The organism is Myxococcales bacterium (assembly GCA_016703425.1).
GTDB lineage: Bacteria > Myxococcota_A > Polyangia > Polyangiales > Polyangiaceae > JADJCA01.
Genome location: JADJCA010000029.1, coordinates 191,981 through 214,093 on the forward strand (window position 1 = coordinate 191,981; position 22,113 = coordinate 214,093).

Consider the following 22,113-nt stretch of genomic DNA (forward strand, 5'->3'; position numbering starts at 1 on the left):
CGATGCGTCGCCGCTCACTAGGGGTCAAGTACCGAGACGAGCTGCTTTCCGCGCGGATTGTGCGGTTGGAGGCGGAGGACCCCCAGGGGGTCATCGACCGGCTTGAGCCCTTCGTCAACGAGCGGCGGCGAGAGCGTCTTTTGACGGTCATTGGGCGGCGCTTGGACAGCGTGCGAGTGGGCTTCGAGTCGCCCCACGATCCGCACAACGGGGCCGCGGTCATTCGCTCCTGCGAGGCGTTCGGCGTGCAGCGCCTCCACGTGATGGAACAAAAGGAGCGGTTCCTCTCGGCGGCGTCCGTCTCGAAGAGCGCCGAAAAGTGGATCGACGTGCACACGCATGGCACCATCGAGGAGGGCGTCGCCGCCCTGCGCGGCGCCGCTTGCGAGCTCGTGGCGGCCCACCCTGACGGCACGCTCATACCCACGGATCTCGCTGGGATTCCGCGCCTCGCTCTGATTCTCGGCAACGAACGCGATGGCCTGGCCCGGAGCTCATGAGCGCCTGCGCCCGGTCCGTGCGGGTCCCGATGCGCGGCTTCGTCGAGAGTCTCAACGTGAGCGTCACGGCGGCCATTCTCCTCTCGGCCGCCACGGCGGGCCGCAGCGGTGACCTCTCTCCAGCGGACCGGAAGCGCCTCTACGCGCGCGGGCTGTACCTCTCGGTCCCCCACGCAGACGACCACTTGGGGTTTCCGCCGAGCCCGCTCGAGTCGGGGTAGGGTAGGCGCCCCGCCAGGTAGATGGCAGGTAGATCACCCGCCCCGAAAATCGTGCGATGATGTCCCCGCCCGCCGGGCCACGGCGGCGCGTGTGCAGTCGAAAGGGAGTGCGTTTTGGCGACGGAGAACGAAGAGAAGACCGGGCCCGCGGAGGAGACGCAAGGCGAGGCTACGCCCCAAGAAGGCCAACACGCCGCGGATCCCTTGGCCGAGGCGAAAGCCGAGGCGGCGCGCATGAAAGAGATGTGGATGCGAAGCGCGGCCGACTTCGACAACTTCCGCAAGCGCGCCCGCAAGGAGGTCGACGACGCGAGGCGCGGCGGGCGGGAAGATCTCTTGAAGGAGCTCCTTCCGGTCTTCGACAACCTCGAGCGCGGCGTGCAGAGCGCCCAGCGGGCCACCGACGTGAAGGCCGTCTCCGATGGCCTCGCGATGATCTTGAAGCAGTTCGAAGGCACCTTGTCTCGCGTCGGCATCGCCCGCGTAGCGACCATCGGCGTGGCCTTCGATCCGACGCAGCACGAAGCCATTCAGCAGGTCGAGACCGACGAACACCCGGCCGGGACCGTCGTGGCGGAGGTGCAGGCGGGATACAAACAAGACGAGCGCCTCGTGCGCGCGGCCATGGTGGTGGTGGCGAAGCCCGAAGAGCACCTCCACGGCCGACGGCACGAACTGAACGCCCCGCTAGGGACGGCTCCTTAGGAACGTTGGAGACTAGAGCTTGGGCAAGGTCATCGGAATCGACCTAGGTACGACGAACTCTTGCGTGGCGGTCATCGAGACCTCGGCCACCGGGAAGATCGACGTGCGCATCATCCCCAACGCCGAGGGCGCGCGCACCACGCCGTCGATCGTCGCGTTCACCACGGGCGGCGATCGCTTGGTGGGGCAGTCGGCGAAGCGTCAAGCCGTCACCAACGCACAGAACACCGTCTACGCCGTGAAGCGCCTCATGGGCCGCAAATACGCGTCCGACGAGGTCGAACGGCAACGCAGCCTGGTCCCCTACAAAGTGGTCCAAGCGCCCAACGGTGACGCCTGGGTTGAGGTCGGCGGCCGCGCCATGTCGCCGCCCGAGGTGAGCGCCATGGTGCTCGCCAAGATGAAGGAGATCGCCGAGTCGTTCCTCGGCGAAGACGTCACCGAGGCCGTCGTCACGGTCCCCGCGTATTTCGACGACGCCGCGCGCCAGGCCACCAAAGACGCCGGACGCATCGCCGGCCTCGAGGTGAAGCGCATCATCAACGAGCCGACGGCCGCCGCGCTCGCCTATGGCCTCGAGAAGAAAGAGACCGAGCGCATCGCCGTCTACGACTTGGGCGGCGGCACCTTCGACATCTCGATCCTCGAGATTCGCCAGGGCGTCTTCAACGTCAAGGCCACCAACGGCGACACCTACCTCGGCGGCGAAGACTTCGATCTTCGCATCATCGACGCGCTCGCCGATGCGTTCCAGAAAGAGAGCAGCATCGATCTTCGCAAAGAGAAGATGTCGCTCCAGCGCCTCAAAGAGGCGGCCGAGAAGGCGAAACACGAGCTGTCGTCGTCGCTCGAGACAGAGATCAACCTGCCCTTCGTGGCCGTGAGCTCGTCGGGCGAACCGCTCCATCTCATTCGGACGATGACGCGCTCCGAGCTGGAGCTCTTGACCGGTGAGCTTGTCGAGCGGTCCCTCGCGCCGTGCAAGCAGGCCCTCGAGGACGCCAAGCTCACCATCGACAACATCGACAACGTCGTCCTCGTGGGCGGCATGACGCGTATGCCCGCCGTCCAGGAGGCGGTGAAGCAGTTCTTCGGCAAAGAAGCCCAACGCGGCGTCAACCCCGACGAGGTCGTCGCCGCCGGTGCGGCGCTTCAGGGCGCAGCGCTCACGGGCAACGACGCCGTCGAGGTGCTCCTGCTTGACGTGACGCCGCTGTCCTTGGGGGTCGAGACGGGCGGCGGTGTCTTCACGCCGCTCATTCCGCGCAACACCACGATCCCCACCGAGAAGAGCGAGATCTTCACCACGAGCGTCGACAACCAGGCCTTCGTGCCGGTGCACGTCCTGCAGGGCGAGCGCCCCATGGCCGCCGACAACCGCAGCCTCGCCAACTTTGAGCTCACGGGCATTCCGCCGGCTCCGCGCGGCGTCCCGAAGATCCAAGTGACCTTCCACTTGGATGCCGACGGAGTGGTGAACGTCGACGCGAAAGATCTTGGCACCGGCCGCTCGCAGAAGGTTCGCGTCACACCGACGAGTGGCCTCACGCAGGAAGAGGTCGACCGGCTCATCGCCGAGTCGGAGACCTTCAAGGCTGGCGACGAGCAGCGAAAAGCGTTGGCGGAGCTCCGCAATCAGGCCGAGACGCTCCTTTACACGACCGACGCCGCCCTCGAAGGCTACGCAGACCTCGTCGAGGCGACCGTGCTCGAGGAGACCAAGCAACAAGCCATCGACCTTCGCGAGCTCTTGGCGGGGAACAACCTCACGGCCCTCCGTGAGGCGTACCAAAAGCTCGAGGCCATGACCTTCTCCATCGCCGAGTCGATGTATGGCGATCTCGACGCCGGGGCGGGCGGCGAAGGTGGCGGCACCGAGCCGGCGTAGCGCGATTCGGGCTAGCTCGTCAGGCTAGCTCGTCGGGCTAGCTCGTCAGGCTAGCTCGTCAGGCTAGGCAGGAGACCGACCTCGCCGCGGGCGTGCGCGAAACGCGTAGGTGCCTGCGCCGACGCGGACGCGGTTGCCTCGCCACACGAGGTGGCGCTTGAACGGTGCGCGCGCCCAGACGACGAGCATGCACAGCTCGCGGAGCGGCGAGAGCACGAGCGGAATGTACGCGCGCCGGAGGCCTCGGAGCGCGATCCAGCCGCCGGTGTCGCGGAGCGCCAGGAGCCCCGCCGCCCAGAGGAGGCCCGAGGTGACGCCGAAGAGCGCCATCGCCAGCGGCATCACGGCGAGGGGGCTCGTCAGGAGCTCGAGGGCGCGCACGAGGGGGCGCAAGCGCGAACGCAACATGGCCCAGCGCAGTTGGCGCTCGAAGAAGCCGGCCACGGTCGTTCCCGTCGTCACGTTCTCGAGCACCGTCGGGGCGAGGCGGATGGGCGAGCCGGCGTGCTCGTAGGTCTTTCCGAGGAGCCAGTCTTCGGCCAGCACGTCGGCGACGCGGCCTAGGCCGCCGAGGGCATCGAGCTCGCTTCGCGAGAACATCATCGACTTGCCGACGACGAGCGCGTCGCCGAGGAGCGTTGGCAGCGCCGTGCCGGCGGCACAGAAGCCTGCAAGTTGCACGTTCTCGAGCGCGGAGCCGAGGCCGTCTTCGCCGACGCCGGCGAAGAGGTGCGTGACGAGGCCGCGGGGCGCGAGCGTGCCGCCATCGGTCATGAGGTCCGCCGCTTCGCGAAGGTAGTGCGGCGGGGCGCGCACGTTGCTGTCGGAGATGAGCACGACGTCGTAGGCCGCGTGACCGACCATGCCAAGCAAGTTGTCGACCTTCGGGTTCATGCGGCCCGTGCCCTTGTGGACGATGATCTTGACGGGGACGTGGCGGTGCCGCGCCGCGAGGCGCTGGACGATGGCGAGCGCCGGATCGTCGCTTCGCGTGGTGCCGAAGACGATCTCGAAGCGCTCGTGGTCCTGCAGGAACATCGATTCGAGGTTCTTCTCGAGATCGCCGTCGGCGCCGGCCAGCGGCTTGAGCAACGTGACGGGCAACGGCGCCCCGGCGCGTCCCAGGGCGCGGTGCTTGGCCCGCCGCGAACGAACGACGGCGGTGGCCAAGAGGCCGAGCGGAACCCAGAGCGAAGTGACGGCCACCACCAGGGCAGCGACGCCGTAGGCAAGAGCGTGGATGGGAGAGCTCAAGGCGTCTCGCCCCTCGGGCGGCGTCGAAACACGAGCGACCAAAGCGGGAGCGAGAAGCCGAAGTACACCGCGCTCGTGGTGACGAGGCGAAGGAGCGGAAGCGCGGCCGCTCCGGGCGCGGCGACGCGAACCGCGACATCGAAGACGAAGGCGTTCAGCACGAGGGCGCCGAGCTCGACGACGACGAAGAGCGCGGCTTCTGCGCCAGCGCGAGGCATTGCTCTCGCGGTACCCCGTCTCGCGGTCGCGCGTCTCGCGGAAGGTGAAGAGCTTGGAGCCGAAGAACTGAACGACGACGCCGAGGACGAGCGCGGGAATGCTCGCCGACCGCGCCGCCACGCCGAGCCAAACGAAGAGCGACAGCGCGCCAATGTCGACGAGCGTGGCGAGCGCTCCCACCAGGCTCCCGCGCCGAAACGTCGCACCGTCCGCTGCCTGCGCCATGCCAACTCGCCTCACGGGGGCCAACGTGCGAGCCCCATGCCGCATGCCCATCGAGGGTGACGTTCGCGCAACGTCTCGGAATCAGCTGGCTCATGAGCGCCTCGGACCGACTGGCGGAACGCGCGTTTACACCACAGTCCCGGCCGCCCTCGCGCAAGACTTGGCCCCGGGCGTCCGCCGGTCGATGCTCGCCTGCATGGGCGTCGTGGCTCTCGTGCTCGTCTACTACGTCGTGCCGCTCGGGCTGACCTTCCTTTGGTCGTTCCGGCGTGCGTCGCGGGCCGAGACGGTCTCACGAGCCGTGCTCCTCGTAGGCTTCGCCGTCGCCGTCGCCAATCTCGGCTTCCTCGTGCGCTTCGGCGTCTACGCGCCGCATGCCTTCGCGATGGGGGCGCTGATTGGGTTGGTAGTCTCGCTGATGCGCGCGACCGACGCGCCGCTCTACGTAGACGCTCGCGATCTCGGCGTCTCGGCGGGGCGCGCCGCGGGCGGCGTCGTGTTCGCGATCGCCGGAGCTTCGCTCGCGAGTGGAGCCCGCGACACGGAGGCGGCGCCATTCAACGTGACGTTTCCCTTCAAAGAGGGAACCTTCCTCGTAGCCGCCGGTGGTGCCGGCTCTTTCGGTGTGGACGTCGACGGCGCGGCGCAGCGCCTCGCCATCGATCTCGTGAAGCTCGACGCGCTCGGGTTTCGCAGCAGGACGCTTTGGCCGACCGCGCCCGAGGACTTCAACGCCTTCGACGAGCCGATCTACGCGCCGTGTGACGGCACCGTGCTCGCCTCCGAAGACGACCGACCCGACTTGCCGCCGACGCAGTCCGACGGCGCCCAGCCGCTCGGCAACTTCGTCGCCATCGGCTGCACGGAGGCGACGATCGTCATGACGCACCTCCGGCGCGCATCGATCAAGGCGCCCCATAACTCCAGCGTGCGCGTCGGCGAGCTCGTCGCGCGCGTCGGCGCCAGCGGGCGCGCCGGCGAGGCCAAGCTCCGCATCTACGCCCTTCGCGGCCGCGAGTCGCAGCCGGCACGCATCGTCGCCCATGGCACGCCCGTCGCGCTCAACCTCGGCGAGGGCGTGCTGGTGCGCGGGGACCGCGCAGCGCCAGTGAGGAGGTTGTCCGCGGTCTTGCGGCCCTGTCTGCTCATGGAGCGCTCGCGTCCTCCGTCGAGTTCGGTCCAGGGCCTCGATCGACCTTTGTAAGTTGCAATCGGGTCAATAGCGCCGTCCCTTTGGCGCGCGCCGCGGGCGTCGGCTAAGCCCGCGCCATGATGCGTCTCGTCGCTGGCGTCGGGCTCGTTGCGCTTCTTGTGACCGCCCCGGTCGCCTGCTCGGGTAGCGGCGGAGGGGTGTCGTCTTCGGACGCGGGCGACAGCGACAGCGCCACGAGGCAGGGGCGGTCCGGCCAGACGTCGACCGGCGCGGACGCAGCGACCAAGGGCGATGCGGGCACGGCGACGTTGCTGGCCTGCGACCAGGCGGTGACGTCGGCGGCCGTCCAGGTCACGGTCAACCCCGGGGGAGCTCCGCTCGACGCAAAGGGCGGCACCTTGGGTGCTGGCCACTACAAGGCGAGCGTGCGGCGACGCCGATATCAGGGCGAAGAGCGGCGGCGCGCTCAACTATGGGGGGACCATCGAGGCGTCAGGGCCGAGCCTCACGATGACGGTGGATTGCGGCGGAGAAGACGCCGTGCCCTGGACCTTCACGGGCCGGCATCACGCTCCTCACGGCCTTCACCGACGCGAGCGGTCTCACGTGGAATTACGTGTGGAAGCGCATTCCCTGAGTGCCCGTGACCCGGTGACCCTCGGGTCTCTTCGCAAAGGTGCCCACCTCTGCGAGCATGGCCCGGCATGCGAAACCCGTTCTCCCAGATGCCCGTGAAAGAGCCACCGGCGCCGGCCGATATCGTCACGCTGCTTAACGAGATGGGGGGGGGGGGGGGCGGCGGGGGAGGGAGGGGCCCACCTCGAGCCGAAACACGAGCTCATGCGTGTTCGCTTTCGCATCGACGGCACGATGGTGGAGCAACCGGCGGTGCAGGGCGCCGAGTCGGTTCTTCAGCTCGTGTCCCGCGTGAAGGTCCTCGCACGCATGGACATCTCGGAGAAGCGCATCCCGCAGGACGGTCAGCTCTTGCTCGACGTCGGCTTGCCGCAGGGCATCAACATGCGCGCGTCGACCTTTCCCAGCAGCCACGGCGAGAAGGTCGTGCTCCGCCTCTTCTCGCATCAGGGAGCGCTCGAGTTCGAAGGGCTCGGGGTCCCGCCGGAGATGCAGGTTCGGCTGAAGGAGATCATCACGCGGCCGCAAGGCTTCCTCGTGACGTGCGGGCCCACGGGCGCCGGCAAGACGTCGACGCTCTATTCGCTCCTGCGGCTCGTCGATGTCCTCAAGAAGAACGTTGTCACGCTCGAGGATCCCGTTGAGGTCGACTTGCCCCACGTGACGCAGGGGCAGATTCAGCCGCGCGCTGGCTTCACCTTCGCCGGCGGCCTCCGCGCGCTCTTGCGCCAAGATCCCGACGTCATCCTCGTCGGCGAGGTCCGCGACACGGAGACGGCAGCCATCGCGCTGCAAGCGGCGCTCACGGGGCACATGGTCCTCTCGACGCTGCACACCTCCGACACCGTCGCGACCATCGTTCGCCTCGTCGACCTCGGCGTCGAGCCTTGGATCATCGCCAACGCGCTCACCGTCATCGTCGCGCAGCGCCTCGTGCGCGTGGTTTGTCAGCACTGCATCGAGCACGGCGAGCTCACGGCCGACGTCTGGGACGACGAAGAGGTGCTCTTCCCCGCTGGCGCGCGCATCGTGAGGCCGCGCGGGTGTGGCGCCTGCCACAACACCGGCTACCGCGGGCGAACGGGCATCTTCGAGGTCCTCGAGGTCGACGACGAGCTCCGCGACCTCGTGAAGCACAAGGCGTCGATCCTCGAGTTTCGTCAAGCGATGCGAATTCGCCGCGTCGTTTCGCTCCGGCGTGCCGGGTTCTTGAAGGTCGAGGCCGGCGTGACCACGGTCGACGAGGTCATGCGCGTCACGACGTAGCGTTCGAAGGGACGCGGCCTACTCGGCGGAGACCTCGAGCACCGGCGGCGGCGAGGGGACCGTGTCTACCGGCGCCGTGGCGAGCAGGGCGACGGGAGGGGCTGCGAGCGCTGCCGCGAGCTCCGCGCGCGCGCGGTGGAGTTCCCTCGCCATGTCGAGGTTCATGGGCGAGACAAGGGCGTCGCCGCTCCAGGCGCCGAGGCCCACGCGAAGCCCGAAGGGCTCGGGGGTCGTGCCCCCTCCGACCTGGTCGCCGCTCTCGCCGGCGAGCGTCTTGACGATCTCTTCGAGCCGCACCGCCCCGTTGGGGCGAATGTCGACGTCGATGGTGATCGAGGTGAAGTCCCCGTGCAGGCCCGCCGGCGCGAGGGCATCGTCGCCGCCCAGCTTCATGGCGCGGACGAAAGACCGCACGTCGACCCATTTGCCGATGCCGTCGATGACGCGCTTGTGGCGGAGCTCGGGCGCGGCGAGGAACGCGGCGACGCGCTCTTCGAGCCATGCGCGACCGCCGAGCGGCGCGAGGTCTTTGTTGGCGAAGGCGAGCACGTAGCGCGCGCCGTCGATCAGCTTGGTGACGGCCGGATCGCGAGGGCCAAGGACCGTCGCAGCCAAGAACTCGAGACCGCGCGGCGAGCCGGCCGTGAGCGACGCCAGCATCGCGGGGGCGTCGATGTCGGCCGTGATCTTCACGTCGACGATTTCCGCGAGGCTCGCGGTGCCAAGCGTGAGCGCCGGGCCGAAGGTCATGTCGGGCTTCGGGTGGAACCCAATCGTGTAGAAGAGCGGCACGTCGACGCGTCGAAACGCTCGCGGCAGCGCGCGGATGAGATCCAAGTGGGAGAGCAACGCCGCGGGCCCACGCTTCGTGTAGACGAAGCGGTAGCGGCGCGGCTCGCCTTGCACGAAAGACGCGGGCGGCGCTTCGCGAGGGCGTTTCGGTGCCGGCCGCACCTCGGTGATGGCCTCGCGCGGCGCCTCCGCGGTTTCGTCGGCGGCCGCAGTGATCTCGGCCGGCGGCGCGTCGGTCGGCGCGGCCTCCGCAGCCTCGACCGGCAACGCCCGCTGCCGCGGCTCTTCAGCGCCGAGCTTGCGGAGGTAGACGAGGCGCTCGTCGCGCATGGCGCCGAGGTCGCAGGCGACGCCGCAGTCGTAGCAAACGAGCTTGCGAGCGTCGGCGTTCGCGTCCTTGAGGTTCGTCGCGTGAACGAACTGACCCGCGACCTTGCCGCAGGGCGGTGAGAGGCGGCTCTTCAGAGCCTTCTTGTACTCGCGGACCAAAAAGCCGTCTTCGAGGCCCACGTCGATGTGGTCCCAGGGAAGCCGCGCCGTCACGGGGATGGTGCCGAGGAACGTCTTCGGCTCGAGCCCTTCGGCGACCATGGCGTCTTGCCATAGCTCGATCTTCATGTGCTCGTCCCACGAGTCGAAGCGAGCGCCCGCCTTGTACGCGCGCTCGATGACCCGGCCGAGGCGGCGATCGCCGCGGGCGAAGACACCCTCGAGCCACGAGCCGACCGAGTCGTGGGTGCGGAGCTTGATCTTGCTCTTGCGAGCCTCCTCGCGAAGCCAGAATTGCTTCTGTTCGACCTGATCGGGCGCGTCCATGGCGCACCACTGGAACGGCGTGTGCGGCTTGGGCACGTGCGTCGAGACGCTGACCGTCACCGTGGGGGCGCCGCCGGCGCGCTTCTCTTTCTTGATGCGCTTTCCGACCTCGAAGGCGCGGGCGCCGACGCGGACGATCTCGCGGACGTCGGCCTCTTCCTCCGTGGGCAAGCCGATCATGAAGTAGAGCTTCATGGCGTTCCAGCCGCGGGAGAAGACCCGCTCGGCCGTCGTCATGAGCTGCTCTTCCGTGACGTTCTTGTTCACGACGTCGCGCATGCGCTGGCTGCCGGCCTCTGGCGCGAAGGTGATGCCGCTGGCGCGCACCGTCTGGATGTCGTCCAAGACGTTCTCGGAGAGGCCATAGGCGCGGAGCGACGAGACGCCGAGCGAGACGCGCTCCTTGGCGAGGCGCGCGCTGACCTTCTCGATGAGCGGCGCGATGCACGAGTAGTCGGCCGTCGAGAGCGACGTGAGGCTCACCTCGTCGTAGCCGGACTTCTGGATGGCCCTCGTCACCGTCTCGACGATGTCTTCCGGATCACGCTCGCGGACGGGCCGATAGATCATCCCCGCTTGGCAGAAGCGGCATCCTTCGGTGCAACCGCGTGCGATCTCGATCGACATGCGATCGAAGATGGCTTCCGGGCCGCCGACGGGGCTGTCGTCGGGGAAGGGGTACTTGTTGAGGTCGGGGACGTAGTTTCGGCGGATGACGCGGGGGAGTCCCTCGTGCTTCGGCGCGGCGACGACCGCGAAGCCGGTGTCGGCTTCGATGGTGACGTTGTAGAGGCTCGGGACGTAGACGCCCTCGAGCATTGCGATGCGAACGAGTCGCTCGGCGCGCGGCACGCCGGCGTTGCGGAGCTCGGTCCATAGCAGCGCGACCTCGGTCGGGCGCTCTTCGCCGTCGCCGATGAGCACGGCGTCGATGAAGTCGCTGATGGGCTCCGGATGCGTCGCCACGGGGCCGCCGGCGATGACGAGCGGATCGGCTTCGCCGCGATCTTCGGAGCGGAGCGGGATGCCGCCGAGATCGAGCATCGTGAGGATGTTCGTGTACGTGAGCTCAAACTGGAGCGAGAAGCCCACGACGTCGAAGTCGCGGAGCGGGCGCGCGCTCTCGAGGGCCACGAGCGGAAGCTTTCGTTCGCGGAGCTCGTGCTCCATGTCGACCCACGGTGCGTAGGCGCGCTCGGCCAACGTGTCCGGGTGGTCGTTCAAGATCTTGTAGAGGATCTTGAATCCCAGGTGGCTCATGCCGATGTCGTAGACGTCGGGGAAGGCGAGGCAGACGCGCGCCTTGACCGCGCTCCATTCCTTGGCGCGCTCACCAAACTCGCCGCCCATGTAGCGGGCAGGCTTTTGCACCTTGTGCACGAAGGACGCGTACGGATGGGCTGTTTCGCTTTTCATAAGGGGGCGCCGCCAAACGGGGTCGTGTCTTATGGCACAGATTGGGCCCGCGTGAAGCGGCGGCAGCGTTTCCATGGGGCCCACAAATGCCGCTACGATGCCCCACGATGTCGCGATCGTTTGGCCCCGCGCTTGGTGTTCTCGCCGCCCTCATGAGCCTCGCCTTGTCGGCACCCGCCCAAGAGGCGGCGCCGCCCACCGCGCCGGCGCCCCCGCCGCCGCAACCCGAGACGCCTCCCGCCCCCGCCGCTCCTCCACCGACTCCAGCTCCGCCGCCCGCTGCTGTTCCGCCGGCCGCACCGTCGGCCACTCCGCCCACGACTTCGCCGACGCCTTCGGGCTCGACGACTCCCGCCACGCCTCCCACCACGGAGGAGCGCGTCGTGGAGGAGCGTGTCGTTGACGAGCGCATCGTCTCGGGACCGGGCGCTCCAAAGGCGGACGACGACGCGAAGGACAAGAGCAAGACGACGACGCCGCCCGAGGAAGACGAGGGGCCCGGCCTCAAGTGGGTGTGGCTCGTGCCCGACTTGGGGTTCTCGTACATCAACATGAAGAGCTTCAGCGAGACGAACCTCGCCGTCGTCGACTCGGAGAAGTCGGGCCTCATGGCGGGCGCGGGTGCGGGCATTCGCCTCGTGTTTCTCACGCTCGGCCTGCGCGCGCGTCATCACTTCGCCATGAGCATGTGGCAAGTCATGGGCGACGTCGGCCTCCACTTCAAGTTTGGTCGCGTCGATCCGTACCTCGCCATTCGCGGCGGCTACGACTCGGTCGGTTCGTTTGATCAGGCCGTCGGCAACGCGACGGGCAGCGCCAAGGTCGAGGTCAACGGCTTCAACGTGGGAGCGGGCCTAGGGCTCGACTACTTCGTCACCAACGCCGTGACGCTCGGCGTGGAAGGCAGCGGCGACTTCCTGTTTCTCACGCGCCCGTTGCCTCCGCTACCCACGGGCCTCACGGCACAGCAGCAAGCGGCCATCAAAGCGAACCCGCTCTACCAAAACGCCGGCTCGTCGATCGGCTTCGGCGGCGTCGTAGCGGGGCGCTTGGGGTTTCACTTCTGAGAGGTCGAGGTCGAGGTCGAGGTCGAGGTCGAGGTCGAGGTCGAGGTCGAGGTCGAGGTCGCGGTCGCGGTCGCGGTCGAGCGTGTAGTGTGCAGGCACCGCAACAACGGGCTGCTGCTTGCGCGATCGCCCCGAGAGTTGGTTGGTCCTGCCTAGACGCGCACACCGCGCGCCAGCGCCTTCTCGGTGACGCGCGGAAGAGCGTGGCGCTGTCACGCGGTCTGCGCTGGGGGAAGGCATGACCAACCAACTCTCGGGGCTTCAGCACGGGGGCATCCTTTCGAACCTGGTAGGTGATCTCGCACGTGCTGCTCCTACGCGACGGCCGACGTAGTCGGCCTCCGGTCGCGCCTCGCGCGCCCGCGCTCGGAGCCTCTCACCACAAACTCATCGCCTACGGCGTCGCGTGGACTTGCTGGTGCTGGTCGTTTTGGGGAATGGACCAGGACCGCGACCGCGACCACGACCACGACCACGACCAGGACCAGGACCAGGACCGTGATCGCGACCAAGCCCCCTACCTCGCGAGCGCGATGAGCATCCCTCGCAGGCGATGCGCCGCCGCGAGGACTTCGTTCGCGCGGCTTTCCGCGATGGCTCCCAACGCGAGAGCCAAGTCGATGGCCGCCACCACCTCGCAGGGGCTGTTGCGAGCGATCGTGAAGTAGCGCCGGCGCATGCCTGGCGCGTCGTTGGGCAAGCCTTCGCTGAGCTGAAGGAAGGTGCTCACGCTCGCGCGCTCGGCCTGATCCCTCAGCTCGCGATGCGAAATCTTCGCACTATGCACAGCCATCGCCATCGCCTTCGCGACCGCATAGGCATCAAGTTTCTGAAATGGGAATTGATCCGTCATGTTCGGTCACCTCTCAAATCCCGGCCGCAGGCCGGGAGGTGACCGAACATGACGGAGCGAGTCCCTTCGAAGCGTTGCCTTGTTGGGCGAAGAAGCTCCTTCCTCTGCAAGCGCAAAGTGCCGCCCTTAGGCGGCACGCGCTTGCGAGTGAGTCGTCATCGCGAGTGCGCAGGTCGGCAAGGTCGAGGTCGGAGGTCGGAGGTCGAGGTCGAGGTCGAGGTCGAGGTCGAGGTCGAGGTCGAGGTCGAGGTCGAGGTCGAGGCTGAGGCCGCGGCGACTACGCTCCCTCTCCCTCTTCCTCAGCGTCCGCGCTGAGCCGGTATGCGCTCGACAGGGGGATCCCGATCGCCCGCGCGGCGGCGGCGATGTTGTTGTCGCACGTCAGCATCGCGCTCTTTAGCGCGCGGCGGCGCTCTTCGAGCTTCGACGAACGCGCGAGCCGCGGCGGGGGCGGGCCCGATGGCGTACCCGCGGGCGTCCCCGATGGCGCACCGCGCTCCGGTACCGCAGCTCCCACTGGCGGCGCTGACGCGGGCTCCGCGGTGGGCTCGCCGATGCGCCTATGGAGCGCGGCCGTGGGCTCGAGCGAGGGCGACCCCTCGCGCACGTTCGCCGTCGCGTCTTGCACGACGGCGCTCTTCAGCTCGCGCACGTTGCCGCGCCACGGGCCGCGCAGGCACGCCTCCATGAAGCGGACGGACACGGGCGGCACGCCCTCGAACTCTTCCAAGAACAGGTGCACCAGGTAGGGAATCTCTTCGCGGCGCTCGCGGAGCGGCGGCAACGTCACCGGGTGCTGGGCGAGGCGGTACCAAAGATCGGCGCGGAAGCGCCCTGCCTCCACGGCCTTCTCGAGATCGGTGTGCGTGGCGCAAACGAGGGCCACGTCGATGGGCTTCTCGTCGCCGCCGACGGGCCGGATGGTGCGCTCTTCGAGGACGCGCAGGAGCTTCGGTTGCACCTCGAGCGGCAGCTCGGCGAGCTCGTCTAAGAAGAGCACGCCGCGGTGCGCTTCCTCGAAGGCGCCGGCGCGATCGCGGTGCGCGCCCGTGTACGCGCCGCGGACGGCGCCGAAGAGCTCGGCCTCGGCGAGGTCCTTTTGGAAGTTGGCGCAGTTGCGGCGCTTGATGTGCGGGCGCCCGCTCTCGGCGGCGTAGTGCGAGGCGATGATCTCTTTGCCCGCGCCCGTCTCGGCTTGCACGAAGAGCGTGAAGCCGCGCCGCGCGGCATCGGCGACCTCGGCGCGAATGCGCGCCATGGCGGGACCGATGACGATGCCGTCTTCGAGGAGCGTCGAGCGGAGGTTTGGCTGAAAGGGACCCGACTGCCAGCCGACGCGATGCAGATCGGGCTCGATGAGAAAGAGGCAGCTCCCGGCGCGCAAGACGCCGCGCTCCGCGAGGGGCGTGCGCACGGTGCCGTGAATGGGCGCGCCGTTGAGGTACGTGCCATTGCGCCCGCCGCGATCGCGAATGATGAGCGCGTCGCCCTCGACTTGCACGTCGCAGTGGAGGCGCGACATCGCCGGGTCGTTGGGAAACTCGATGAGCGCCTCGGACGACCGACCGATCTCGTAGGCCGCGGTGGCGCTGGTGAGCGGGCAAGCGCGAAGCTGCGGCGCGTCCACGGACCACACGAGCAGGAGCCCCGGCACCGCCCGCGGCGCCTCGCGAATGTGCGGCGCGTCGTCCGCGGTCTCGTTCGAGGTGTCGCCCAGGAACGGCACGCGCGGAGAGGGGCGCCGAGAGCGAGGGTAAAGCGAGGTGGGGGAGGGGAGAAGGGGCGTGATCGACGGTGGCTCTCCACAGGCCGCGGGGTTGTGAGCTGGAAGAGACGATCCACCGCGGTCGGTCGGTGGGGCCATGGCCCCTGCGCACGCTGCCTACCGGTCAAGGGCGCGCGATGCCGACGGCCTCTTCGAGCTTCGCGAGGCGCGCCTCGAAGGCGGCCACTTCCGGGGAATTGGGGACGTGGTACGCCGCGCGGAGCCCCTCGAGTTCGGCGCGAAGGCTGGCCAGTGCGCTGCCGTGTTGGCCGAGGGCGCCCGAGTGCCTCCTCGTAACGGCTTCGACGTCTTTGAGCCGGTCGTCCGCCTTCTGCTCGCCTTCTGCGATCTGTCGCTTGAGGCTGTCCTCGATGGTCGACTCGCGCTCGCCCGTTGCGCGGAAAATGGGGCGCATGCTCTCGAGCTGCGCCCCGAGGCCATGCATGGTGTCGAGCAGCGTGTCGCGTATGCCATGCATTTCGGAGCGCAGCTCGTCGCGCATGCCGTGCATTTCAGTGCGCAGGTCGTCGCGCATGCCATGCATTTCGGTACGCAGGTCGTCGCGTATGCCATTCATTTCAACGCGCAGCGTATGGACGTCGGCGCGAAGCGTGTCGACATCGCCGCGCACCGCGTGGACGTCGTCGCGAAGCGTGTGAACGTCGTCGCGCAGCGCGTGGACGTCGGCCTTCGTTGCGAATGAGGTTTCGGGGGATGCCTTCGACATCCCCGCCTTGGTTGCACGCGCCAGGCCAGGCGGCAATCCACCGGTCGCTCGATGTTTTCCACATGCGACGGGTGGCCACGGACAGAAGCGGACGTCCCGCGGCCGGGTGGCGCCAGTCCTATCCCCCCGAGCGAAGCTCTCCGGGCAAGCCGAGCTTCTCGTTCGTGCCCCGCCCCGCGAGGAGGCCGGCCTCGAGCAGTCGGCGGACTCGCCAGATGAGAAAGAGATCGCCAACGGGCAGATCAGCCAGCACGAGCCCAAGGACGTGCGTACTCCCGGTCCAATCGACGCAGGCCGCGCGGAGGCTCGCATCGTGCACATCGACCGCGAGAGGGACGATGCGGCCCTGGCGCAGGTCACGTAGGCAGCCGGGATGCGCGACGATTCGTTGCCAGCGCCGCGCGCGCGCATGAACATCGTGGATCCGACGCCGGTGTTGCCAGGCTCCCATCACCTCGCCGCCGGAGAGCGCGACGGAGCGATAGAACGAGGGCAGCGCACGGCGCGGACCGCCGCCGCCCAGGTGAACCTCGAACGCGCGCCTTGGATGGGCTCGCAAGTGGAAGCAGGTGCGGAGCATCACCAAGTGCTCGCCCGGATGCGGGCCGTGCCACACGACGACCGGCCGCGGGTCTGCGCGGAGCCTCGCCCATAGCGCCGAGTCATCGAGCGACGTCTCCGCTGCGAACGTCTGCCAAGCGGGAACGCCAGCGCTGAGCATCTGCCACCACGCGTCGCGTTGCTTCGCGCCGTGGTCGACGTCGGCCAGCGGGCCGACCTGCAGCCCATCCCGCAAGTCCACGACCTCGTCGTCTCGCCCTAGCTCGCCGAGGGCCTTCCGAACGTGCCCGCCGGCCATGGTGGAGGCGGCGATGTGGAGGAAGGAGAGGGGCATGGAGAAGGGGGGAGGTTGCAGCAGTTGCCTGGCAGTGAACCGCTCAAGCCGGCAGAAGTCGAGGCTGGACGTTGTCCAGGGGCCGCGCCGGGTTGTTCGAATTTCGCAAGGTGTGCTTCGATGCCGCGAGTCGCGACGCCGGCCCGCCGATGCGCGGCCGGTTCTCGATCCATCCGTGAAGTCCCGCCCTGCGTCGCTTGCACCGAAGGTGCGCGAACGCCTCTTTGAGAGCGCTCCCTTACCTCTCTCGCGTGTCTCGCCGGGGCGTTTCTTTCCCTGTACCCTCGGCTGGCGTGGACAAGAGGGGGCTTTCCGAGCGCGACATCTGCACGAAGTTCATCACGCCGGCGATCGCCAAGGCGGGGTGGGACGTGCACACGCAGATCCGTGAGAACGTCTACCTGACGAAGGGGCGCGTCATCGTCCGTGGCAAGCTCGTGAGCCGTGGAGTGGCGAAGTTCGCCGACTACGTCCTGTACGCACAGCCGAACGCCAACATCCCGCTCGCCATCCTCGAGGCCAAGGACAACAACCACGGCGTCGGCGACGGGATGCAGCAGGGGCTCGGTTACGCCGAGATGCTGGACGTCCCGTTCGTGTTCTCGTCGAACGGTGACGGGTTCGTGCTCCACGACCGGACCGGACGAGCCGCCAAGGTCGAGCAGCATCTCTCCCTCGACGAGTTCCCCTCGCCGGACGAGCTCTGGCGCCGATACACGGCGTGGAAGAACCTGACCCCGGCGGTCGAGGCCATCGTCACGCAGGACTACTACTCCGACGGGAGCGGCAAGAGCCCGCGCTACTACCAGGTCAACGCGATCAACCGCGTCATCGAGGCGGTCGCGAAGGGGCAGAACCGCGTCCTCCTCGTCATGGCCACGGGGACCGGCAAGACCATGACGGCGTTCCAGATCATCTGGAGGCTGTGGAAGGCCGGTGTGAAGAAGCGGATTCTGTTCCTCGCCGACCGGAACATCTTGGTCGATCAGACCAAGACGAACGACTTCAAGCCGTTCGCCGGGGCGATGACCAAGATCACGAACCGCAAGGTCGACAAGAGCTTCGAGATCTACCTCGCGCTCTACCAGGCCATCTCCGGCACGGACGAAGAGAGCGACCTTTTTAGGCAGTTCTCTCCCGACTTCTTCGACCTCATCATCGTGGACGAGTGTCACCGCGGCAGCGCCAGCGACAACTCGGCGTGGCGGTCGGTCCTCGACTACTTCTCGGCTGCCACCCAGGTCGGGCTCACGGCGACGCCCAAGGAGACAGCCGACGTCTCGACGACGCACTACTTCGGCGAGCCCGTCTACACGTACTCGTTGAAGCAGGGCATCGAGGACGGCTTCCTCGCCCCGTACAAGGTCGTCCGCATCGACCTCGACAAGGACGTCGCCGGGTGGCGGCCCGAGAAGGGCAAGCGCGACAAGTTCGGCGAGGAGATCGAGGACCGCGTCTACAACCAGCGCGACTTCGACCGGACCATGGTCCTGGAGAAGCGAACCGAGCTTGTCGCCAAGAAGGTGACCCAGTTCCTCACGGAGACGAGCCGCTACGACAAGACCATCGTGTTCTGCGAGGACATCGACCACGCCGAGCGCATGCGCGTCGCCCTGGTGAACGCCAACCCGGATCTCTCCGCCCAGAACCGCAAGTACATCATGCGCATCACCGGGGACAACCCGGAGGGCAAGCGGGAACTGGACAACTTCATCCACCCGGAGGAGCGCTACCCGGTCATCGTCACGACCTCGAAGCTCATGACCACGGGCGTCGACTGCAAAACCTGCAAGGTCATCGTCCTCGACCAGACCATTCGATCGATGACCGAGTTCAAGCAGATCATCGGTCGGGGCACGCGCATCGAAGAGGACTTCGGGAAGCTGTACTTCACGATTCTGGACTTCCGCAAAGCGACCGAGTTGTTCGCTGACCCCGACTTCGATGGGGACCCAGTCCAGATCTACAACCCGCAGGGCAGCGACTCGATTGCGCCCCCTGACGACCTTCCGGCGGAGCGCCAGGACGGGCAGGGTCCGCTCGAGCCCGGGGCACACGAGGGCGGCCTCGATGGCCCCGGTGCGCCATCTGAAGACGGCGGCGGTGACGGCGCGGGCGAGGCAGGGGGGAAGCGCATCAAGTACGTCGTCGCGGACGTCCCGGTCTACGTCGTCGCCGAGCGGGTCCAGTACTACGGCAAGGACGGGAAGCTCATCACCGAGTCCCTTCGGGACTACTCACGGAACGCCATCCGCGAGAAGTACGCGAGCCTCGACTCGTTCCTGAAGACCTGGAAGAAGAGCGACCGCAAGCAGGCCATCCTCAAGGAGCTCGAGGAGCAAGGCGTCTTCTTCGAGGAGCTTGCTAAGGAGGTCGGCAAGGACCTCTCGGCCTTCGACCTCGTCTGCCACGTCGCGTTCGACCAGCCGACCCTCACGCGCAAGGAGAGGGCGAACAACGTCCGGAAGCGGAACTACTTCACCAAGTACGGCGACGCGGCGCGGGCGGTCCTCGAGGCCCTCCTCGATAAGTTCGCTAACGAGGACGTGGACGACATCGAGAACATCGGGGTCCTGAAGGTCCAGCCGCTCACCACCCTCGGGACCCCCGTCGAGATCATCCAGCGGTTCGGCGGCAAGGACGACTACCTCAGGGCCGTCCGTGACCTCGAAGACGAACTGTTCAACGCCTCCTGACCTTCACTAGAAGAACCCCATGGCCATCGGCACGACGATCAAGATCATCCAGGACATCATGCGCAAGGACGCGGGTGTCGACGGCGACGCTCAGCGCATCAGCCAGCTCGTGTGGATGATCTTCCTGAAGGTCTTCGACGACCACGAGTCGCAGAAGGAGATGCTCGAGGACAACTATAAATCCCCCATCCCCGTGCGCCTTCGCTGGCGCTCATGGGCCAAGGATGCCGAGGGCATCACGGGGGACGAGCTCCTCGACTTCGTGAACAACGATCTCTTCAAAACGCTGAAGGAGCTCCCGACCACCGGAAAGAACGCCGCCATCGCCGGGGTGGTCCGCGGCGTCTTCGAGGACGCCTTCAACTACATGAAGTCCGGGACCCTGGTCCGGCAGGTCATCAACAAGCTGAACGAGGTGGACTTCAACAAGAAGGCCGACCGTCACGAGTTCGGCGACATCTACGAGAAGCTCCTCTCGGACCTTCAGAACGCTGGGAACGCGGGCGAGTTCTACACGCCGCGAGCCGTGACGCAGTTCATCGTGGACCAGGTCGACCCGAAGCTAGGGGAGACCATCCTCGACCCGGCCTGCGGCACCGGCGGGTTCCTCACCTGCGCCATCGAGCACGTCCGAAAGAAGTACGTGAAGGATGCCGACGGCGAGGAGACGCTCCAGGCGAGTATCCGCGGAGTCGAGAAGAAGCCGCTGCCGCACCTCCTTTGCGTGACGAACATGATGTTCCACGGCATCGAGGTTCCGTCGAACATCCGTCACGACAACACGCTCGCCCGCCCTCTACGCGATTACGGGCCGAAGGACCGCGTGGACGTGATCATCACGAACCCGCCCTTCGGCGGCATGGAGGAGGACGGCATCGAGAACAACTTCCCGGCGACCTTCCGGACGCGGGAGACCGCGGACCTATTCTTGGTCCTGCTGCTGACTCTGTTGAAGCCGGATGGGCGGGCTGCCCTCGTTCTTCCCGATGGCACGCTCTTCGGGGAGGGCATCAAGACGCGCATCAAGGAGAAGCTGCTCGAAGACTGCAACCTCCACACGATCGTGCGGCTCCCGAAGGGGGTCTTCGCGCCGTACACGAGCATCAAGACCAACTTGCTCTTCTTCACGAAGGGCGAGCCGACGAAGGACGTGTGGTTCTACGAGCACCCGTACCCCGCGGGCGCGAAGAGCTATTCGAAGACCAAGCCGATGCGCATTGAGGAGTTCGCCCCCGAGAAAAGGTGGTGGACGAAGCGCAAGGAGAACGACCAAGCGTGGAAGGTCTCCATCGCCGACATCAAGGCGCGCGGGTACAACCTCGACATCAAGAACCCGCGCGCCGTCGATGACGGCCCGGGCGACGCGGACGAACTCCTTCGCCAGTTCAAGGAAGCCGCCGCAGATGCCGCGAGGATCCGAGACCAACTCCGCGACGAACTCCGCGCCGCACTCGAAGGGGCGCGGCGATGAGCACGCAGACCTCGCTGTTCGGGGAGAGCGAGCCCGAGCGGAAGAAGTCGAAGGTGCCCCCGAAGATCGAGGAGGTCGTCGGCGAGGGCTTCGACGTGCAGAGGCTTGTTGAGAACTTCGAGCCCATTGCCGACGCAGCGGGCAGCGTCGAGGTACTTCGCGCGTTCGTCTTGCGCCTTGCGCTCCGAGGAAGGCTTAGCGACGGATCGTTGAATGCCCAAACCGGGTTGCCGGACGATTGGTCTTGGTTCCGTTTGGACGAGGCCTCTACGTGGGCCGGAGGGTCCGGTTTTCCAACGCAGGCTCAAGGCCATACAGATCGACCGTTTCTGTTCTGCAAGGTCAGTGACATGAACCTTCCGGGTAACGAACGGTTCATTGTCACGACCGCGAACACAATCGACGCCGAGACCGCGAAGCGCGTGCGAGCAAAACTACATCCAGCGGGAACGGTTATATTTCCGAAGATCGGAGGTGCGATTGCGACCAATAAGCGGCGGGTGCTTACCAGACCCGGGGCAATCGACAACAACTGCCTCGGCGTTATTCCGAACGGAAGGTGTTCGAGCGAATTCCTTCTGCTCGTCATGCGCGACATCGACCTCACCGAGTACCAGAACGATGGGCCGGTGCCCGCACTCAACCAAGGTCGAATTGGGGCGATAGAGGTCGCGGTTGCCCCCCTCGCCGAACAGAAGCGCATCGTCGCGAAGGTCGATGAGCTCATGGCCCTCATCGACGATCTTGAGGCCAAGCAGACGAAGAAGCGGGAGGTCGGGGCGCGGCTCACGAAGTCCGCCCTCGACGCGCTCACCTCCGCCGAGGGCCCCGAGGAGTTCGACGCCGCGTGGAAGCGGGTGATGGAGAACTTCGACGTGCTCATCGACCGCGCGGAGAAGGTGGGGGAGGTGCGGGACACCGTGCTCGCACTGGCCGTCACTGGAAAGCTCTCCGCACCGGCCACCACCTGGAGTTCACTGCCGCTCGCGAGTGTCGCCGAGAGTCGTCTCGGCAAGATGCTCGACAAGGCGAAGAACCGAGGGGCGGCGGTTCCGTACCTGCGCACCACCAACGTTCACTGGTTCCGTCTTGAACTCGGCGACATCAAGCTCATGCCGTTCGAGAAACATGAACTGGGCGAGTACGAGCTAAGGCGGAACGATCTATTGGTGTGCGAGGGCGGACACGGGATCGGGCGTACCGCCGTGTGGAATGGGGAGCGCGAGCCGATGATGTTCCAGAAGGCTCTCCACCGGCTTCGACCCGTGCCATCGATGAACAGCATATTCCTCGCCTATCAGCTCAAGGTGGCGGCGGACACCGGGCTAATGGCGACGTTTTTCACTGGCGCAGGGATCCCCCACCTGACGGGCAGAAAGCTCGCGCAGATGCCGGTGATAGTTCCCCCACGGTCGGAGCAAGACCGCCTAGTGGAGCGCGTGGAGGCGCTCATGCGGATCTGCGACCAGCTCGAAGCGAAGCTCCGTGTCGCCGAAGAACGCGCCGCGAAGGTCGCCGAGGCCGCGGTGCGGGAGCTAGTCGCGTAAG

At 67.1% G+C, this 22,113-nt stretch carries 16 protein-coding genes; 10 read left to right on the plus strand and 6 right to left on the minus strand.

Annotated elements, in window-relative coordinates; translation table 11 throughout:
* Nucleotides 1–2 precede the first annotated feature (2 nt).
* The 4 genes from IPG50_34245 to dnaK all read left to right on the plus strand — a co-directional run bounded on the left by IPG50_34245 (nucleotide 3) and on the right by dnaK (nucleotide 3,314).
* Nucleotides 3–500: a hypothetical protein gene (locus IPG50_34245; GenBank protein MBK6697214.1), complete on the plus strand. Its 498-nt coding sequence runs from the start codon at nucleotides 3–5 to the stop codon at nucleotides 498–500.
* 29 nt (nucleotides 501–529) lie between these two features.
* Nucleotides 530–721, plus strand: a complete 192-nt coding sequence (locus IPG50_34250) for a hypothetical protein (protein ID MBK6697215.1) — start codon at nucleotides 530–532, stop codon at nucleotides 719–721.
* Nucleotides 722–835: 114 nt separating this feature from the next.
* Nucleotides 836–1,426, plus strand: coding sequence for a nucleotide exchange factor GrpE (locus IPG50_34255; protein MBK6697216.1), 591 nt, complete (start codon nucleotides 836–838; stop codon nucleotides 1,424–1,426).
* 19 nt (nucleotides 1,427–1,445) lie between these two features.
* Nucleotides 1,446–3,314: a molecular chaperone DnaK gene (gene dnaK / locus IPG50_34260; GenBank protein MBK6697217.1), complete on the plus strand. Its 1,869-nt coding sequence runs from the start codon at nucleotides 1,446–1,448 to the stop codon at nucleotides 3,312–3,314.
* Between the two features lie 63 nt (nucleotides 3,315–3,377).
* Here the strand turns inward: dnaK and IPG50_34265 are convergent, their stop codons facing one another.
* Nucleotides 3,378–5,012 (minus strand): glycosyltransferase, encoded by a 1,635-nt coding sequence (locus IPG50_34265; GenBank protein ID MBK6697218.1) that lies wholly within the window; start codon nucleotides 5,010–5,012, stop codon nucleotides 3,378–3,380.
* Here IPG50_34265 and IPG50_34270 point away from each other — a divergent pair.
* A complete protein-coding gene (locus tag IPG50_34270; GenBank protein MBK6697219.1) occupies nucleotides 5,011–6,216 on the plus strand; it encodes a M23 family metallopeptidase in 1,206 nt (401 codons plus the stop codon). The genes IPG50_34265 and IPG50_34270 overlap by 2 nt on opposite strands.
* A 789-nt stretch (nucleotides 6,217–7,005) precedes the next feature.
* A complete protein-coding gene (locus IPG50_34275) occupies nucleotides 7,006–8,067 on the plus strand; it encodes a type II/IV secretion system protein (protein MBK6697220.1) in 1,062 nt (353 codons plus the stop codon).
* An 18-nt stretch (nucleotides 8,068–8,085) separates the two neighbouring features.
* Here the strand turns inward: IPG50_34275 and IPG50_34280 are convergent, their stop codons facing one another.
* Nucleotides 8,086–11,091, minus strand: a complete 3,006-nt coding sequence (locus IPG50_34280; protein ID MBK6697221.1) for a TIGR03960 family B12-binding radical SAM protein — start codon at nucleotides 11,089–11,091, stop codon at nucleotides 8,086–8,088.
* Nucleotides 11,092–11,198: 107 nt separating this feature from the next.
* Here IPG50_34280 and IPG50_34285 point away from each other — a divergent pair, with 107 nt between their 5' ends.
* Nucleotides 11,199–12,158 (plus strand): hypothetical protein, encoded by a 960-nt coding sequence (locus IPG50_34285; GenBank protein MBK6697222.1) that lies wholly within the window; start codon nucleotides 11,199–11,201, stop codon nucleotides 12,156–12,158.
* 517 nt (nucleotides 12,159–12,675) lie between these two features.
* On the opposite strand, the gene IPG50_34290 is transcribed toward IPG50_34285, so the two are convergent.
* From IPG50_34290 to IPG50_34305, 4 genes are all read right to left on the minus strand, one after another.
* Complete coding sequence (locus IPG50_34290; protein MBK6697223.1) at nucleotides 12,676–13,011, minus strand: four helix bundle protein; 336 nt, start codon at nucleotides 13,009–13,011, stop codon at nucleotides 12,676–12,678.
* Nucleotides 13,012–13,288: 277 nt separating this feature from the next.
* Entirely contained in the window at nucleotides 13,289–14,737 is a 1,449-nt protein-coding gene (locus tag IPG50_34295) for a sigma 54-interacting transcriptional regulator (GenBank protein MBK6697224.1), read from the minus strand.
* Nucleotides 14,738–14,900: 163 nt separating this feature from the next.
* The gene (locus IPG50_34300; GenBank protein MBK6697225.1) at nucleotides 14,901–15,503 is read right to left on the minus strand and encodes a DUF1640 domain-containing protein; all 603 of its coding nucleotides are present in this window, start codon (nucleotides 15,501–15,503) and stop codon (nucleotides 14,901–14,903) included.
* Between the two features lie 118 nt (nucleotides 15,504–15,621).
* Complete coding sequence (locus IPG50_34305; protein MBK6697226.1) at nucleotides 15,622–16,398, minus strand: DUF1835 domain-containing protein; 777 nt, start codon at nucleotides 16,396–16,398, stop codon at nucleotides 15,622–15,624.
* A gap of 293 nt (nucleotides 16,399–16,691) precedes the next feature.
* On the opposite strand from IPG50_34305, the gene IPG50_34310 reads away from it, so the two are divergent.
* Genes IPG50_34310 through IPG50_34320 form a run of 3 tightly spaced genes read left to right on the plus strand, consistent with a single transcriptional unit; the run spans nucleotide 16,692 to nucleotide 22,112 of the window.
* Nucleotides 16,692–19,094, plus strand: a complete 2,403-nt coding sequence (locus IPG50_34310; protein ID MBK6697227.1) for a DEAD/DEAH box helicase family protein — start codon at nucleotides 16,692–16,694, stop codon at nucleotides 19,092–19,094.
* 19 nt (nucleotides 19,095–19,113) lie between these two features.
* Entirely contained in the window at nucleotides 19,114–20,565 is a 1,452-nt protein-coding gene (locus IPG50_34315; protein MBK6697228.1) for an SAM-dependent DNA methyltransferase, read from the plus strand.
* On the plus strand, nucleotides 20,562–22,112 hold the full coding sequence (locus tag IPG50_34320) for a restriction endonuclease subunit S (GenBank protein MBK6697229.1): 1,551 nt from the start codon (nucleotides 20,562–20,564) through the stop codon (nucleotides 22,110–22,112). Before IPG50_34315 ends, IPG50_34320 begins: the two co-directional genes overlap by 4 nt.
* Nucleotide 22,113 lies beyond the last annotated feature (1 nt).